17 protein-coding genes are annotated in these 14,196 nt (G+C 73.1%); 7 read left to right on the top strand and 10 right to left on the bottom strand.

Features of this window, described 5'->3' with window-relative positions; genetic code table 11:
- Nucleotides 1–141: 141 nt before the first annotated feature.
- A complete protein-coding gene (locus tag ACFY60_RS16155; RefSeq protein WP_388614427.1) occupies nucleotides 142–558 on the top strand; it encodes a hypothetical protein in 417 nt (138 codons plus the stop codon).
- 41 nt (nucleotides 559–599) lie between these two features.
- Here ACFY60_RS16155 and ACFY60_RS16150 read toward each other — a convergent pair whose 3' ends face one another.
- On the bottom strand, nucleotides 600–1,280 hold the full coding sequence (locus tag ACFY60_RS16150; RefSeq protein ID WP_388614731.1) for a lysophospholipid acyltransferase family protein: 681 nt from the start codon (nucleotides 1,278–1,280) through the stop codon (nucleotides 600–602).
- Between the two features lie 79 nt (nucleotides 1,281–1,359).
- Here ACFY60_RS16150 and ACFY60_RS16145 point away from each other — a divergent pair, with 79 nt between their 5' ends.
- Entirely contained in the window at nucleotides 1,360–2,361 is a 1,002-nt protein-coding gene (locus ACFY60_RS16145; RefSeq protein WP_388614424.1) for a DUF3048 domain-containing protein, read from the top strand.
- Between the two features lie 68 nt (nucleotides 2,362–2,429).
- On the top strand, nucleotides 2,430–2,780 hold the full coding sequence (locus tag ACFY60_RS16140; protein WP_388614421.1) for a PRC-barrel domain-containing protein: 351 nt from the start codon (nucleotides 2,430–2,432) through the stop codon (nucleotides 2,778–2,780).
- 28 nt (nucleotides 2,781–2,808) lie between these two features.
- Here the strand turns inward: ACFY60_RS16140 and ACFY60_RS16135 are convergent, their stop codons facing one another.
- From ACFY60_RS16135 to ACFY60_RS16115, 5 genes are all read right to left on the bottom strand, one after another.
- On the bottom strand, nucleotides 2,809–3,009 hold the full coding sequence (locus tag ACFY60_RS16135) for a hypothetical protein (RefSeq protein ID WP_388614729.1): 201 nt from the start codon (nucleotides 3,007–3,009) through the stop codon (nucleotides 2,809–2,811).
- A 99-nt stretch (nucleotides 3,010–3,108) separates the two neighbouring features.
- Complete coding sequence (locus ACFY60_RS16130) at nucleotides 3,109–4,062, bottom strand: cytochrome c oxidase assembly protein (RefSeq protein ID WP_388614419.1); 954 nt, start codon at nucleotides 4,060–4,062, stop codon at nucleotides 3,109–3,111.
- Between the two features lie 113 nt (nucleotides 4,063–4,175).
- Nucleotides 4,176–5,201 (bottom strand): 6-phosphofructokinase, encoded by a 1,026-nt coding sequence (locus ACFY60_RS16125; protein WP_388614416.1) that lies wholly within the window; start codon nucleotides 5,199–5,201, stop codon nucleotides 4,176–4,178.
- Between the two features lie 231 nt (nucleotides 5,202–5,432).
- The gene (locus tag ACFY60_RS16120) at nucleotides 5,433–6,161 is read right to left on the bottom strand and encodes a glutamine amidotransferase (protein ID WP_309052398.1); all 729 of its coding nucleotides are present in this window, start codon (nucleotides 6,159–6,161) and stop codon (nucleotides 5,433–5,435) included.
- Between the two features lie 19 nt (nucleotides 6,162–6,180).
- Complete coding sequence (locus ACFY60_RS16115; RefSeq protein ID WP_309057471.1) at nucleotides 6,181–7,428, bottom strand: MurT ligase domain-containing protein; 1,248 nt, start codon at nucleotides 7,426–7,428, stop codon at nucleotides 6,181–6,183.
- A gap of 127 nt (nucleotides 7,429–7,555) precedes the next feature.
- On the opposite strand from ACFY60_RS16115, the gene def reads away from it, so the two are divergent.
- Nucleotides 7,556–8,116 carry a peptide deformylase gene (gene def / locus ACFY60_RS16110; protein WP_388614412.1) on the top strand — a complete coding sequence of 187 codons (561 nt, stop codon included), beginning with the start codon at nucleotides 7,556–7,558 and terminating at the stop codon, nucleotides 8,114–8,116.
- A 57-nt stretch (nucleotides 8,117–8,173) separates the two neighbouring features.
- Here the strand turns inward: def and ACFY60_RS16105 are convergent, their stop codons facing one another.
- Entirely contained in the window at nucleotides 8,174–8,821 is a 648-nt protein-coding gene (locus ACFY60_RS16105) for a TetR family transcriptional regulator (protein ID WP_388614409.1), read from the bottom strand.
- Nucleotides 8,822–8,984: 163 nt separating this feature from the next.
- Between ACFY60_RS16105 and ACFY60_RS16100 the strand changes: the two genes are divergently transcribed.
- A complete protein-coding gene (locus tag ACFY60_RS16100) occupies nucleotides 8,985–10,202 on the top strand; it encodes an acyl-CoA dehydrogenase family protein (RefSeq protein ID WP_388614406.1) in 1,218 nt (405 codons plus the stop codon).
- 176 nt (nucleotides 10,203–10,378) lie between these two features.
- Nucleotides 10,379–11,746, top strand: coding sequence for a cytochrome P450 (locus ACFY60_RS16095; RefSeq protein ID WP_388614727.1), 1,368 nt, complete (start codon nucleotides 10,379–10,381; stop codon nucleotides 11,744–11,746).
- Nucleotides 11,747–11,797: 51 nt separating this feature from the next.
- On the opposite strand, the gene ACFY60_RS16090 is transcribed toward ACFY60_RS16095, so the two are convergent.
- Nucleotides 11,798–12,565, bottom strand: coding sequence for a putative protein N(5)-glutamine methyltransferase (locus ACFY60_RS16090; RefSeq protein ID WP_388614403.1), 768 nt, complete (start codon nucleotides 12,563–12,565; stop codon nucleotides 11,798–11,800).
- On the bottom strand, nucleotides 12,558–13,040 hold the full coding sequence (locus ACFY60_RS16085) for a glutathione peroxidase (protein ID WP_388614400.1): 483 nt from the start codon (nucleotides 13,038–13,040) through the stop codon (nucleotides 12,558–12,560). Before ACFY60_RS16085 ends, ACFY60_RS16090 begins: the two co-directional genes overlap by 8 nt.
- A 37-nt stretch (nucleotides 13,041–13,077) precedes the next feature.
- Here ACFY60_RS16085 and ACFY60_RS16080 point away from each other — a divergent pair, with 37 nt between their 5' ends.
- Nucleotides 13,078–13,314: a DUF6011 domain-containing protein gene (locus ACFY60_RS16080; protein ID WP_388614397.1), complete on the top strand. Its 237-nt coding sequence runs from the start codon at nucleotides 13,078–13,080 to the stop codon at nucleotides 13,312–13,314.
- On the opposite strand, the gene ACFY60_RS16075 is transcribed toward ACFY60_RS16080, so the two are convergent.
- Nucleotides 13,311–14,174, bottom strand: coding sequence for an acyl-CoA thioesterase (locus tag ACFY60_RS16075; protein ID WP_388614396.1), 864 nt, complete (start codon nucleotides 14,172–14,174; stop codon nucleotides 13,311–13,313). The two genes, ACFY60_RS16080 and ACFY60_RS16075, sit on opposite strands and share 4 nt — an antisense overlap.
- Nucleotides 14,175–14,196 lie beyond the last annotated feature (22 nt).

Raw genomic sequence — 14,196 nt, 5'->3', positions numbered from 1 at the left:
GCTCAGCCGAGGCTCACGGCCGATGCCCGGGTGACCTCTCCCGCTCTCGCGGCGCACCCATCGGTACGGGCACCTTCCGCCGCCCGCTTCTTTCCGTTCGGCCCGGCAACTCGGCACCGCTGGGCGCGGAGGTGTTTTCCGATGACCATGTGGGACGTGTACTGCCCGGAGGAAGACCTCGTCGTCATCATGCTCTTCCCCACCCAGGAGGCCGCCGACCGGGCCGCGGCCGAGCACAACGCCCAGTTCTCCCCGCCCCACACGGCCGGCGGGGTGACGCACACGCCCGGCCCGGATGTCCCGCCGCTCCTCAGCGAGGCGCAACGCGAGGCGTTCCGGCGGAACGAGTCCGACTTCGCCGAGCTGGAGCGGCACAGGCGTGCGGTACGCGAGGCCGCGGAGGCCCGTCTGCGCGACGCGGACTACGATCCCGGCGGCCCTCTGTTCTGCTACGTCTGCACGTGCAGCCAGTACCTCGCGCCCCCTGACGACGACGGCGGTGTCGACGCCCGGTGCGAGCGGGAGTTCTGCCGGCACACGTGGATGCAGCACGCCTGAGACGCTGCCGCACGGCCCTGAGGCGCCGGTCGTCCGGCCGCCTAGCCGTCGGCCGCCCGCTTCACCACCGCCGCGTACTCGTCGACGTACTCCTGCCCCGAGAGGCGCCGGATCGCCTCCATGATCTCGTCCGTGACCGCCCGGATCACCGCCTTCTCGTCCGCCGACCCCGCGTACCGGGAGAAGTCCAGGGGCGCGCCGAAGCGGATCGTGACCCGGCGGATCTTCGGCACCACCCGGCCGGGCGGCTGGATCTCGAAGGTGCCCACCATCGCGCACGGCACCACCGGCACCCCGGCGGTCAGGGCCATCACCGCCACGCCGACCTTGCCCTTGTAGAGCCGCCCGTCGTGCGAGCGGGTGCCCTCCGGGTAGATCCCGAGCAGCTCACCGCGCTCCAGGACACCGAGCCCCTCCCGGATCGCCGCCCGGCCCGCCTCCTTGCCCGACCGGTCCACCGGGATCTGCCCGGCCGCCCGGAAGAACGCGGCCGTCAGGCGGCCCTTGAGCCCCGGCCCCGTGAAGTACTCCCGTTTCGCCAGGAAGGTGATGCGCCGGTCCAGGACGGCCGGCATCAGGAAGTGGTCGGAGAACGACAGGTGATTGCCCGCGACGATCGCCGCGCCCTCCTCCGGGACGTGCTCCAGGCCCTCGGTCCTCGGGCGGAACAGCAGCTTGAGCAGCGGGCCGAGGAGCACGTACTTCAACAGCTGGTAGAACACCGGCAACCCCCGTTCGTCGTCCGTCAAGGCCGTTGTAACCGCCCGCGCGTCCGTGGTCCACTGGTGGGGGAGCGTCACCATGACCGCCGAACGCGCAGCGAGACGCCCCGGCCGACTCCTCACCGCGCTGCTGTGCGCGGCGACGGCGGCCGGGCTGTACGGCTGCTCCGGTACGGGTACCCCGACTCCGTCGCCCATGCCCCCCACGTCCGCGCCGGCCGCCCCGGACGGCCGCTCGCCGCTCACCGGCCTGCCCGCCCGGCCGGCCCCCGCGCTCGCCGTCAAGATCGACAACGTGGCGGCGGCCCGCCCCCATACCGGCCTCGGCGCGGCCGACCTCGTCTACGTCGAACAGGTCGAGGGCGGAGCCACCCGCCTCCTCGCCGTCTACTCCTCGCGCCTCCCCGAACTGGCCGGCCCGGTCCGCAGCGCCCGCGAGTCCGACATCGCGCTCCTGCGCCCCTTCGGCCGGCCGCTGCTCGCCTACTCCGGCGCCCAGAGCGCCCTCCACCCGCTGCTCCGCGCCGCACCCCTGTACGCCCTCACGGAGGACACCGCCCCCCAGGCCTTCCGCCGTTCCCCCGACCGGCCCGCCCCGCACAACCTCTACCTGCGGCCCGAGCGCGCCCTCACCACCGTCCCCGACGCCCCGCACGTGCCCGACATCGGACTCCGCTTCGGGCCCGCCCCCGGCGGCGGCACCCCGACCGCGTCCACGACCGTCCGCTACCCGGCCGCCCTCTACACCTTCACCTGGTCCGAGGCCGACCGCGCCTGGCGCGTCGCCATGGACGGCCGGCCCGCCCGTACCACCGACACCGGCCCCGTGACCGCCACCACGGTCGTGGTCCAGCGGGTCACCGTCCGGCCCTCCGACTTCCGCGACCGCTCCGGCGCCGTGTCCCCGTACACCGAGACCGTCGGCAGCGGCACGGCGGTCGTCCTGCGCGACGGCCGCGCCCACGAGGCCCGCTGGAACAGGCCCGCCGCCGGGGCCGGCACCGCCTTCACCACACCCGACGGCGCGCCGCTCACCCTCGCCCCCGGCCGGACCTGGATCGTGCTCGCCCCGCGCGGGTAGCCCGCGCCCCGCCGGGTAGACGCCCGGACCCGGGACCACACAGTTCCGGAGGAGAGAGGCGGCGCGCCATGGGCAGCGACATGTGGGGCTACTCCGGCACCTCCGGGCACGTGCCCGGGACCGAGCTCATCGGGTACGCGGTCGAGGCGACGGACGGCTCCATCGGCAAGGTCGACCGGCACACCGAGGACGTCGGCCGCGCCTACCTCGTCGTCGACACCGGGCCGTGGATCCTCGGCCACAAGGTGCTGCTCCCCGCCGGGCTCGTCGAGCGGGTGGACGACGAGAACCGGACCGTGCGCGTCTCCTGCACGAAGGAATGGGTCCGCGGCTCACCCGACTTCGAGCGCGGGCAGCACGACGACGACATGGCACACCTGCGGCTGGTCGAGCAGTACTACGCGAACCGGCACATGTGACCGGCGGGGGCTCCTGCGCCCCCGGGGCCTACGGCCGCGAGGGGCCGGGACGGCGGGGGCGCGGCGCAGGCGTGGTGCTGTCCGCCGCCGCCATCCCGATGGTCGCCACCATCAGCACGATCCAGCCGAACCAGAGCCAGCCGTTGCTGCCGAGGCCCACCGTGTACGCCGTCGTCAGGACCAGCGCCGCGCAGGTGAGTGCCGTCATCGTCTTCGTGGGACCGGACATCATCGCTCCGCCCTCCTCGAAGCCATCGTGACCCCGCGAGCGCCCCCGGCGCCACCCCCGCGCGCCCCCCGCGCCGGATCCGGACGCGCCCGCCCCCGGCTAGCTGCCGCTGCGCGCCCGCAAAGAGGCCAGGTAGGCGTTGTACGCCTCCAGCTCCTTGTCGCCGTCCCGGTCGGCGGCCCGGTCCTTGCGGACGGCGTGGCGCTGCTCGGAGTGGTACCACTGGTAGACCAGCGCGATCAGCACCAGCACGGAGGGGATCTCGCTGAACGCCCAGGCGATGCCGCCCGCCGCGTTCTGGTCGGAGAGCGCGTCGATGCCCAGGGAGGCCGGCGGGTTCGCGTACGCCTTCACCATCGGCTCGGACGCCATCATCATGGCGATGCCGAAGAAGGCGTGGAACGGCATCCCGGCGAACAGCTCCAGCATCCGCATCACGTAGCCGGGGCGGTGCGGACCCGGGTCCACGCCCATGATCGGCCAGAAGAACACCAGGCCCACCATCAGGAAGTGCACCATCATGCCCACGTGCCCGGCCTTCGACCCCATGAGGAAGTCGAACAGCGGCGTGAAGTACAGGCCGTAGAGGCTGGCGATGAACATGGAGATCGTGAACGCCGGGTGGGTGATCACCCGCATGTACCGGCTGTGCAGCAGCTTCAGGAGCAGCTCTCGGGGGCCGGTCGAGCCGCGCCCCGCCACCGGCAGCGCCCGCAGCGCGAGGGTCACCGGCGCGCCGAGCAGCAGCAGGATCGGCGACAGCATGGAGATCACCATGTGCTGCACCATGTGCACGCTGAACATGACCATGCCGTAGTCGTTGAGCCGGGTGCACATGACGAGGGCGATGGTCAGCACACCGGCGGTGAACAGCACCGTCCGGGCGACCGGCCACGCGTCCCCGCGCCGCCGCAGGCGGGCCACCCCCCACCCGTACAGACCGAGCGCCGTCAGGCAGCCGATCAGGAAGAAGAGGTCGGGAGAGAACTCCAGGCCCCGCCCCAGCGTGAACGGCGGCAGATCCGTGGTCATGCCGTGCCCGCTGTGATCCATCGATTACTCCTGGAGCCCGATTCGCGCTTGTTGTCCGCACCAGAGTAGAACCGCCCCCGGTCGCGTCCGCGACCGGGGGCGGCCGATGCCCGCGCGGCGGCCCGCGCCGGGCCTCAGAGCACGCACTCCGCCTCGGCGTAGCGGTCCGCCGGGACCGTCTTCAGGGACTCGACCGCCCGGGCCAGCGGCACCATGGTGATCTCCGTGCCGCGCAGCGCCGTCAGCATGCCGAACTCGCCGCGGTGCGCCGCCTCCACCGCGTGCCAGCCGAAGCGGGTGGCGAGGACGCGGTCGTACGCGGTCGGCGTGCCGCCCCGCTGGACGTGGCCGAGGATGACCGGGCGGGCCTCCTTGCCGAGACGCCGCTCCAGCTCGACCGACAGCTGGTTGGCGACCCCCGTGAAGCGCTCGTGGCCGTACTCGTCCTTGCCGCCCGAGCGGAACTCCATGGTGCCCTCGCGCGGCTTCGCGCCCTCGGCCACGACCACGATCGCGAACCGCTTGCCCGCCTCGAAGCGCTCCCCGACCCGGGCGGTGAGCTCGTCCATGTCGAAGGGGCGCTCGGGGACGACGATGGCGTGCGCCCCGGCGGCCATGCCGGAGTGCAGCGCTATCCAGCCGGTGTGACGGCCCATGACCTCCACGACCAGGACCCGCTGGTGGGACTCGGCGGTGGTCTTCAGACGGTCCAGGGCCTCGGTCGCCACGGTGACGGCCGTGTCGAAGCCGAAGGTGACATCGGTGGAGGAGATGTCGTTGTCGATGGTCTTCGGGACGCCGACGATCGGCAGGCCGCCCTGCGAGAGCAGGTTCGCCGCCTTGAGGGTGCCCTCGCCGCCGATCGGGATGATCGCGTCCAGACCGAGGTCGGCGACGTGGCCCCTGGCCCGCTCCACGCCGCCCACCAGGTGCGCGGGCTGGACGCGGGAGGAGCCGAGGATGGTGCCGCCGCGGGCGAGGATGCCGTTGACCGCGTCGAGGTCCAGCTTGCGGTAGTCCGCCTCCAGGAGGCCCTTCCACCCGTCGTGGAATCCGATGACCTCGTCGCCGTGGTCGACCACGGCGCGGTGCACGACGGATCGGATGACGGCATTCAGACCGGGGCAGTCTCCGCCGGAGGTGAGCACACCAATGCGCATAGCCCAAAAACCTTTGCAACGTGGGCCGACTCCCGGACCACGTCGTCCGGCTGGATCACCGCCACCCTATCGCCGCGGGGGCGGCGGGGCCGAACCGGATGTCCGCACAGTGGACACCGTACTTTCGTACGGGACGGGGTACGGGAAGGGCGCGCGGTCTCCCGCGCGCCCTTCCCGTACCGACGCGGCCTCCCGCGTGCCCTTCCCGTACCGACGCGGCTCCCGCGTGCCCTAGGCGGGCTGGGTGGCCGCCGCGATGCGTTCGGCGCGCAGCGCCTCGTACCAGCGGTCGTCCGTCGGCGGCAGCGCGTTGACGTCGAGCGCGAGCTTCAGCAGCAGGTCCGCGATCTGCGGGTTGCGGGCCATCACGGGACCGTGCATGTACGTGCCGAAGACGGTGTCGTTGTACGCGCCCTCGGTGCCGTCGCCGGTCCCGTTGCCGTTGCCGAAGACGGTCCGCGCGAACGGGCGGGCCGTCGGGCCGAGGTGGGTGATGCCCTGGTGGTTCTCGAAGCCGGTCAGCTGGGGCAGGCCCAGCTGCGGGTCGATGTCGGCGAGGACGTCGCCGACGCACCGGGCGCCCTCGCCGCGGGTGGAGATGACGTCGATGAGGCCGAGGCCCGCCTCGCGCTCGCCGAGGTCGTTGATGAACTCGTGGCCGAGGATCTGGTAGCCGGCGCACACCGAGAAGATGATCGCGCCGTTGGAGGCGGCCCGGCTCAGGCCGCCGTCGCGGCGCAGCCGCTCCGCCGCGAGCCGCTGCGGCCGGTCCTCGCCGCCGCCGATGAGGTAGATGTCACCGGAGGTCGGCACGGGCTGGTCGCTGCGGACGTCGACGCGCTCGACGTGGAGGCCGCGCTGCTCGGCGCGGCGCTGGACGACGAGGACGTTGCCCTGGTCGCCGTAGGTGCTGAGCAGGTCCGGGTAGACCCAGACCAGGCGCAGGCTGCTGTCAGTCATGCTGCATGTCCTCTACGGGTCAGTTGCCGACGCGGCGGCGGACGTCCTGGAAGGCGGTGTAGTTGGCGATCAGCTCGATCTGCCCGGGCGGGGCCATGGCGACGGCCTCGTCGAGCGTCTCGCAGACGCGGAAGTCGACGCCCGCGACCTCCAGGCGGACGGCGAGGTCCAGCTTCCGGTCGCCGATCACCATGATCGGGTGGCCGGCGAGCCGCCCGTAGTCCACGTCCCACAGCCAGGAGGTGTCCGTGCCGTCGGCGCCGCGCGCGTTGACGGAGAGGATCACCGGCGCCGGCGGACCGTCGATCAGGGAAAACGTTTCGAGCCAGCCCGCCGGGTTCTTCGCGAGCAGCAGGCGCAGGTCGCGGCCCTGGAAGGACACCACGTCGTACCGTCCGGCGACGGCCTGCACCTGGTACATGCGCTCCAGGGCGACCTGCGGCGGTACGCCGAAGACGGCGGCGACGGCGGCCGAGGTGGCGGCGTTCGCCTTGTTGGCGCGGCCGGGCAGCTGGAGCCGGATAGGCCAGGCCGAACCGTGCGGGTCGAGCACGTGGTCGCCGCTGAGGGCCCAGCTGGGCGCGGGGCGGCGGAAACCGCACTCGCCGCAGAACCAGTCGTCGCCCGGGCGCTGCATGACACCGCCGCAGGCGGGGCAGGACCAGGCGTCGTCCTTCCACATCTGGCCGGCGGCGACCCACACCACGTTGGGGGAGGAGGAGGCGGCCCACACGATCAGCGGGTCGTCGGCGTTGGCGATGACGACCGCCTTGGTGCCGTTGAGGCCCTCGCGCCACTTCTCGGCGAGCATGCGGGTCTCGGCGGCGCGGTCGAGCTGGTCGCGGGAGAGGTTGAGCAGCGCGATCGCCTTGGGGGTGGTGTCGCGGGCGACACCGGCGAGGTACTTCTCGTCGACCTCGATCACGCCGAAGCGGGCGTCCGAGCCGCCGGCCAGGGCGGAGGTGATGCCGGCGGGCATGTTGGCGCCGAGGGCGTTGGAGACGACCGGACCGCTGGCGCGCAGCGCCTCGGCGATGAGCCGGGTCGTGGTCGTCTTGCCGTTGGTCGCGGACACGAGGACGACGTCCAGGTGCTGCGCGAGCCGCCCCAGCAGGTCGGGGTCGAGCTTGAGCGCCACCCGGCCGCCGATCACCGACCCGCTGCCGCGTCCGGCCGCCCGCGACACCGCGGCCGCGGCCTTGCCCGCCGTCACGGCCAGCTTGGCACGCGGCGACAGCGGCTCTGGATTACCGGGGTGTCCTGACATCGTCCTTGTTCCTCCTTGCGTCGGTCCGGGCTCAGCCTATCGAGATCCGGCCAGCAGCCCGAACCGCGGCACCACGCCAGGGGCCGCGCGAAACTTCCAGGTCACGGGGGACCGTACCCTTACCGCCATGCGAAACCGCCCCATCCCCGGCAGTTCCGGCCGCGTCCGAGCGCTGACCCTGCTCGGCGACCCCGTGCTGCACACCCCCTGCGCGCCCGTCACCGACTTCGGCCCCGAACTGGCGCGCCTCGTCGAGGACATGTTCGCCACGATGTACGCGGCGCACGGGGTGGGTCTGGCGGCCAACCAGGTGGGCGTCGGCCTGCGGGTCTTCGTGTACGACTGCCCGGACGACGAGGACGTGCGCCATCTGGGTCACGTGGTGAACCCGCGGCTCGTGGAGGCGGACGGGGACGTGATCCGCGGCCCCGAGGGCTGTCTCTCCCTGCCGGGTCTGGAGGCCCCGACGCCCCGCCACGACCGTGCGGTGGTGGAGGGCGTCCGGGTGGACGGCACTCCGGTACGCGTCGAGGGCACCGGCTTCTTCGCCCGCTGCCTCCAGCACGAGGCCGATCATCTGGACGGCGGGGTCTACGCGGAACGGGTCACGGGGTGGCGGAGGTCACGTCTGCTGCGGGCCGTCCGGAAGGAGCCGTGGGGCGGGGGAGCGGGGGCCCTGCGCGGCTGACGGCACGGTGGAAGCACCGGGGTCCGCGCCCTGACGAGCCCGGCCCGGTCCGCGCCCTCAGAAGCCCGGCCCGTCCGGGCGGTCGTCGGCCAGGGCGAGGCGCCCCCACAGGAGATCGGCCAGGGCGGTGACCAAGGCCGCGCGGGAGCACGGGCGTTCGCCGAGCCACCAGTCGCCGGCGGCGTGCATCATGCCGACGATCCCGTGGCCCCAGATCCGGGCCTGGGCCTCGCCGCCGGCTCCGAGGTCGATGCGTTCGGCGATGACCTGGCCGAGCTCCTCGCCCATGCGCCGCAGCAGCGGGGCCGAGTGGCGGCCGACGTCGAAGCCCTGCTCGGACTGGTGCGACTCCTCTGCCGGGTGCATGAGGAAGCGGTAGACCTGAGGCATCGCCTCGATGGAGGCGAGATACGTGTCCAGGGTGGACTCGACGCGCCGGCGCCGGTCGGAGGGGGCGTCCAGGGCGGCGCGGAGCGCGGCGAGGAGCGCGTCGGTGTGCCGGGTGGCGAGGGCGCGGTAGAGGCCGCCCTTGTCGCCGAAGTGGCGGTACAGGATCGGCTTGGTGATGCCCGCCTCCGCCGCGATGGCGTTCATGGAGGCCTTGGGGCCGTCCCGGAGCACCACGCGGTCCGCCGCCTCCAGCAGCTCGCGCCGGCGCTGCTCGGCGGGCTTCTGCTGCTCGGTGGTCCGGTGTGTGGTGTCCATAAGCGTGTCTCCCCGCCCGTGCGATTCCGTGAGGCTGTCGCAACGTAACACCCGCGCGGCACCGGGTGCCGTCCGGCCTGCTCCGCTCCGCCGCAGGTTGACAGCCTGTACCCGCCGGTAACAGACTGATGTTACCGAAGGTAACGTACTGCTGGGAGGGAACATGGGCGAGTTCACGCTCGAACTCAACGAGGACCAGAAGCAGGTCCGGGACTGGCTGCACGGCTTCGCCGCCGACGTCATGCGCCCCGCGGCCGCCGAGTGGGACGAGCGTGAGGAGACCCCCTGGCCGATCATCCAGGAAGCGGCCAAGCTCGGCATCTATTCCCTGGATTTCTACGCTCAGCAGTTCTTCGACCCCACCGGTCTCGGCATCCCCCTGACCATGGAGGAACTCTTCTGGGGCGACGCCGGCATCGCCCTCTCCATCGTCGGCACCGGCCTCGCCGCCGTCGGCGTCCTCGCCAACGGCACCGAGGAGCAGATCGGCACCTGGGTCCCGCAGATGTACGGCGACGCCACCGACGTCAAGGTCGCCGCCTTCTGCTCCTCCGAGCCCGACGCCGGCTCCGACGTCGCCTCGATGCGCACCCGGGCCGTCCACGACGAGGCCAAGGACGAGTGGGTCCTCAACGGCACCAAGACCTGGGCGACCAACGGCGGCATCGCGGGCGTCCACGTCGTGGTCGCCGTCGTCGACCCCGCGCTCGGCTCCAAGGGCCACGCCTCCTTCATCGTGCCGCCCGGCACCCCCGGCCTCTCCCAGGGCCAGAAGTTCCAGAAGCACGGCATCCGCGCCTCCCACACCGCCGAGGTGGTCCTGGAGGACGTCCGCGTCCCCGGCCACTGCCTCCTCGGCGGCAAGGACAAGCTGGACGAGCGTCTCGCCCGCGCCCGCGAGAAGGCGAAGGCCGGGGGCGGCGAGCGGGTGAAGAACGCGGCCATGGCCACCTTCGAGGCCTCCCGCCCCGCCGTCGGCGCCATGGCCGTGGGCACCGCCCGCGCCGCGTACGAGGTCGCCCTCGACTACGCGAAGACCCGGGTCCAGTTCGGCCGCCCCATCATCGAGAACCAGGGCGTCGCCTTCCAGCTCGCCGACATGCGCACCCGGATCGACGCGGCGCGGCTCCTCGTCTGGCGCGCCTCCTGGATGGCCACCGCCGGCAAGCCGTTCACCTCCGCCGAGGGTTCGATGTCCAAGCTCTACGCGAGCGAGGTCGCCAAGGAGGTCACCGCCCAGGCGATCCAGATCCTCGGCGGCAACGGCTACACCCGCGAGTACCCGGTGGAGCGGATGCACCGCGACGCGGCCATCTACACCATCTTCGAGGGGACCAGCGAGATCCAGCGCATGGTCATCAGCCGGGCCCTCGCCAAGTAGCGGCCCCGCCCAGGAGGTCCTCCGCCGGCGCGACACCGACCGACGCCCACCACCCCCGCCACCACCCGACCGGATCGAGCCAACCGGCCAGATCCGGTCGGGTGTTCCGCCGGACCTCGCCGTCGGCCACGCCCTGGAGGAGAATCGGCCGGGTGACGACCCAGGGGGAGACGACCATGACCACCACCCGCACCGAGGCACCCGAACTGGCCGGACTTCCTCTGCTCGGCTCCCTGCTGGACCTCAAGAACGACTCGCTCGGCACCTTCCTGCGCGCCCGCCGCGACCACGGCGACGTCGTACGGATCACCGCGGGACCGCCCGGCATCCGCCGCACCGTGTACGGCGTCTTCTCCGCCGAGGGCGTCCAGCAGGTCCTCGCCGGCGAATCCGCCAACTTCCGCAAGGACAACGTCTTCTACCAGGAGATCCGGGAGTCCTTCGGCAACGGCCTGCTCACCAGCCAGGACGAGGACTACCTGCGCCAGCGCCGGCTCGTCCAGCCCCTCTTCACCCGCCGCCGCGTCGACGGCTACGCCGCCGCCATCGCCGCCGAGGCCGACACCCTCCTCGGCGAATGGCGCGACAGCCGCGCCACCACCGTCGACGTCCTCCAGGACATGACCCGCCTCGCGCTCCGCGCCGTCGCCCGCATCCTCTTCGGCACCGACGTCGACACGGCCGTCCGGGTCGTGGAACACAGCTTCCCCGAACTCAGCGCCTACGTCCTGCGCCGCGGCTACTCCCCGCTCAACGTGCCCCGCGAATGGCCCACCCCCGGCAACCGGCGGGCCGACGCCGTCCACCGGGCGCTGTACGAGGTGTGCGACCGCATCATCGCCCAGCGCCGCGCCGCCGACCGGGCCCCGGGCGGCGACGACCTCCTCACCCTCCTGGTCGAGGCCGAGAGCGCCGAGGACGGCCGTTTCGACGCCACCGAACTCCGCGAGCAGGTCCTCGTCTTCCTCGTCGCGGGCCATGAGACCACCGCGACCTCCCTCGGCTTCGCCCTCCACCTCCTCGCCCGCCATCCCGAGGCCCAGGCCAGGGCCCACGAGGAGGTCGACCGGGTGCTCGCCGGCCGCACCCCCGGCGCCGCCGACCTCGACTCCCTGCCGTACGTGACCCAGGTGCTCAAGGAGGCCATGCGCCTCTTCCCGGCCGCCCCGGTCATCGGCCGCCGCGCCGTCGCCGCCACCGAGATCGGCGGCATCACCGTCCCGGCGGGCGCGGACGTCGTCGTCGCCCCCTGGGTCACCCACCGGCATCCCCGCTACTGGGAGGACCCGGAGCGCTTCGACCCCGACCGCTTCACCCCCGAGGCCGAGGCGGCCCGCCCCCGCTACGCCTGGTTCCCCTTCGGCGGCGGCCCGCGCGCCTGCATCGGCCAGCACTTCTCGATGCTGGAGTCGGTGATCGCCCTCGCGATGATCCTCCAACGGCACCGCTTCGAGACCGTGGACGCCGAGGTGCCGGTGGCACCCGGCATCACCCTCCAGGCGACCGGCCCCGCCCGCTGCCGGCTGCTGCCCCGCACCGACTGAACGGCCGGTGCCGGGGGAGCCGCCCCCCGGCACCCGTCCGCGTCCCGCCCGTCAGGGACGGGTGGCGACGACGACCGTCGCCCACCACTCCTCGGAGGTGACCGCACGGGCGGCGAGCCCCTGGGCGGTGACCGCCGCGACGGCCTCCGGCGCCTGCCCCTCGCTCGTCTCGAAGAACAGCCGCCCGCCCGGCGCCAGCCACGCGGGCGCCTCCCGCGCGACCCGCCGCAGCACCTCCAGGCCGTCCACGCCGCCGTCCAGCGCGACCATCGGCTCGTGCTCCCGCGCCTCCGGCGGCAGCAGCCCCACCTCACCGGTCGGTACGTACGGCACATTGGCCACCAGGACCTCGACCCGGCCCCGCAGCTCCCCGGGGAGCGCGGCGAAGAGATCCCCCTCGTACACCCGGCCCCCGCGCGGCTCCAGGTTCCGCCGGGCACAGGCGACCGCCGCCGGCTCCACGTCCGAGGCGTGCACCTCCACCCCCGGCACGGAGGCGAGCAGCACCGCGCCCGCCGCACCCGTACCGCAGCACAGGTCCACGCAGACGGCGCCCGGCCGGGCCCGCTCCACCGCGAGCCCGACGAGGAACTCCGTACGCCTCCGGGGCACGAACACCCCGGCGTCCACCGCGATCCGCAGACCGGCGAACTCCGCCCAGCCCACCACGTGCTCCAGCGGCAGACCGACGGCCCGCCGCTCGACCATCGAGTCCAGCTCGGCGGGCCCGGCCGCCGCGGCGGTCAGCAGCTCCGCCTCCTCCTCGGCGAAGACACAGCCCGCCGCCCGCAGCCGGGCCACGACCTCGGCGTCAGGCAAGCTGCGCCTCGATCGCCGAGACCAGCTCGCGGGCCTCCGGCTCGGTCCGGGGACGGAAACGGGTGACCGTGCCGTCCCGGCCGATCAGGAACTTCTCGAAGTTCCACTGCACGTCACCGGCGTCGCCGTCGGCGTCCGCGACCTTCGTCAGCTCCGCGTACAGCGGGTGCCGGCCGGCGCCGTTCACGTCCGTCTTCTCGAGCAGCGGGAACGTCACCCCGTACGTCGTCGAGCAGAAGGTGCGGATCTCCTCCGCCGTGCCGGGCTCCTGGCCCAGGAACTGGTTGCACGGCACGCCGACCACGGTGAACCCCCGGTCCCCGTAGGCCTTCTGCAGCCGCTCCAGACCCTCGTACTGCGGCGTCAGCCCGCACTTCGAGGCGACGTTCACCACCAGCACGGCCCGGTCGCGGTGGTCGGCCAGCGAGAACGGCTCGCCGTCCAGGGTCTTCAGCGGAATGTCGTACAGACTCATGGTGAGCTCCTCGTCGAGACTAGGGTGTGATCACAACATGAGGGACGAACCGCTGGCAATCGACATCGACCCCGGCCCCGCGGACCCCACGCGCCGGGTCCGCTGCCGCCTGTGCGGACGCCCCCTGACCGGCGCGGGCTCGCGCCGCACCGGCCTCGGCCCCACCTGCGACGCCAAGCTCCACCCGCCCGGCCCGGACATCCGCGCCCGCCGCCACGAGGTCGACCAGGACACCCTGCCCGGCGCCGAGGACCTGGGCCGGGACACCCCCTAGAGCTTGCGGAACAATCCTTCCTGCACCACCGACACCAGCAGCCGGCCCTCACGGTCGTAGATACGGCCCCGGGCCAGGCCCCGGCCGCCCGTCGCGATCGGGGACTCCTGGTCGTACAGGAACCATTCGTCCGCGCGGAACGGCCGGTGGAACCACATCGCGTGGTCCAGGGACGCCATGTCGAAGCCGCGCGGGCCCCACAGCGGCTCGACGGGGATGCGGACGGCGTCCAGCAGCGTCATGTCCGAGGCGTACGTCAGGGCGCAGGTGTGCACCAGCGGGTCGTCGCCCAGCGGGCCCACCGCCCGCATCCACACCGCGCTGCGCGGGTCCGCGCCGTCGACCTCCTCCTTCGTCCACCGGAGCCGGTCCACGTACCGGATGTCGAACGGCTGGCGCCGGGCCATCCGCTCCAGGGCCTCGGGGAGCGCGCCCAGGTGGTCCCTGATCTCGTCCGCCAGGTTCGGCAGGCTCTCCGGGTCGGTGAGGTGCCGGGGCGGCAGCTGGTGCTCGAAGGCGCCCGCCTCCGGCAGGTGGAAGGAGGCCGTCAGATTGAAGATCGTCCGGCCCTCCTGCACGGCCGTCACCCGGCGGGTCGTGAACGAGCGGCCGTCGCGCACCCGCTCCACCTGGTACACGATCGGCACCCCGGGCCGGCCCGGACGCAGGAAATAGGCGTGCAGCGAGTGCACCGGCCGGTCGTCCTCCACCGTGCGTCCGGCCGCCACCAGCGCCTGGCCGGCCACCTGCCCGCCGAAGACCCGCTGCAGCGACTCCTGCGGACTGCGCCCGCGGAAGATGTTCACCTCGATCCGCTCCAGATCGAGCAGGTCCACGAGCCTCTCGGCGGGACTGGTCACCCTCGTACTCCTCCCGTGCTGA

The sequence above is a fragment of the Streptomyces sp. NPDC012827 genome, from assembly GCF_042900905.1.
GTDB classification, from domain to species: domain Bacteria; phylum Actinomycetota; class Actinomycetes; order Streptomycetales; family Streptomycetaceae; genus Streptomyces; species Streptomyces gulbargensis.
The sequence above is the reverse complement of the archived record's forward strand: the minus strand, read 5'-3'. Positions and strand labels throughout refer to the sequence as shown.

What these genes read in the sequence shown, in the direction of transcription:
- def (WP_388614412.1), top strand. Translation starts at nt 7,556, where the DNA reads ATGCGAAACCGCCCCATCCCCGGCAGTTCCGGCCGCGTCCGAGCGCTG.
- ACFY60_RS16125 (WP_388614416.1), bottom strand. Translation starts at nt 5,201, where the DNA reads ATGCGCATTGGTGTGCTCACCTCCGGCGGAGACTGCCCCGGTCTGAAT.
- ACFY60_RS16135 (WP_388614729.1), bottom strand. Translation starts at nt 3,009, where the DNA reads ATGTCCGGTCCCACGAAGACGATGACGGCACTCACCTGCGCGGCGCTG.
- ACFY60_RS16115 (WP_309057471.1), bottom strand. Translation starts at nt 7,428, where the DNA reads ATGTCAGGACACCCCGGTAATCCAGAGCCGCTGTCGCCGCGTGCCAAG.
- ACFY60_RS16130 (WP_388614419.1), bottom strand. Translation starts at nt 4,062, where the DNA reads ATGGATCACAGCGGGCACGGCATGACCACGGATCTGCCGCCGTTCACG.
- ACFY60_RS16145 (WP_388614424.1), top strand. Translation starts at nt 1,360, where the DNA reads ATGACCGCCGAACGCGCAGCGAGACGCCCCGGCCGACTCCTCACCGCG.
- ACFY60_RS16105 (WP_388614409.1), bottom strand. Translation starts at nt 8,821, where the DNA reads ATGGACACCACACACCGGACCACCGAGCAGCAGAAGCCCGCCGAGCAG.
- ACFY60_RS16100 (WP_388614406.1), top strand. Translation starts at nt 8,985, where the DNA reads ATGGGCGAGTTCACGCTCGAACTCAACGAGGACCAGAAGCAGGTCCGG.
- ACFY60_RS16140 (WP_388614421.1), top strand. Translation starts at nt 2,430, where the DNA reads ATGGGCAGCGACATGTGGGGCTACTCCGGCACCTCCGGGCACGTGCCC.
- ACFY60_RS16085 (WP_388614400.1), bottom strand. Translation starts at nt 13,040, where the DNA reads ATGAGTCTGTACGACATTCCGCTGAAGACCCTGGACGGCGAGCCGTTC.
- ACFY60_RS16095 (WP_388614727.1), top strand. Translation starts at nt 10,379, where the DNA reads ATGACCACCACCCGCACCGAGGCACCCGAACTGGCCGGACTTCCTCTG.
- ACFY60_RS16155 (WP_388614427.1), top strand. Translation starts at nt 142, where the DNA reads ATGACCATGTGGGACGTGTACTGCCCGGAGGAAGACCTCGTCGTCATC.
- ACFY60_RS16080 (WP_388614397.1), top strand. Translation starts at nt 13,078, where the DNA reads ATGAGGGACGAACCGCTGGCAATCGACATCGACCCCGGCCCCGCGGAC.
- ACFY60_RS16120 (WP_309052398.1), bottom strand. Translation starts at nt 6,161, where the DNA reads ATGACTGACAGCAGCCTGCGCCTGGTCTGGGTCTACCCGGACCTGCTC.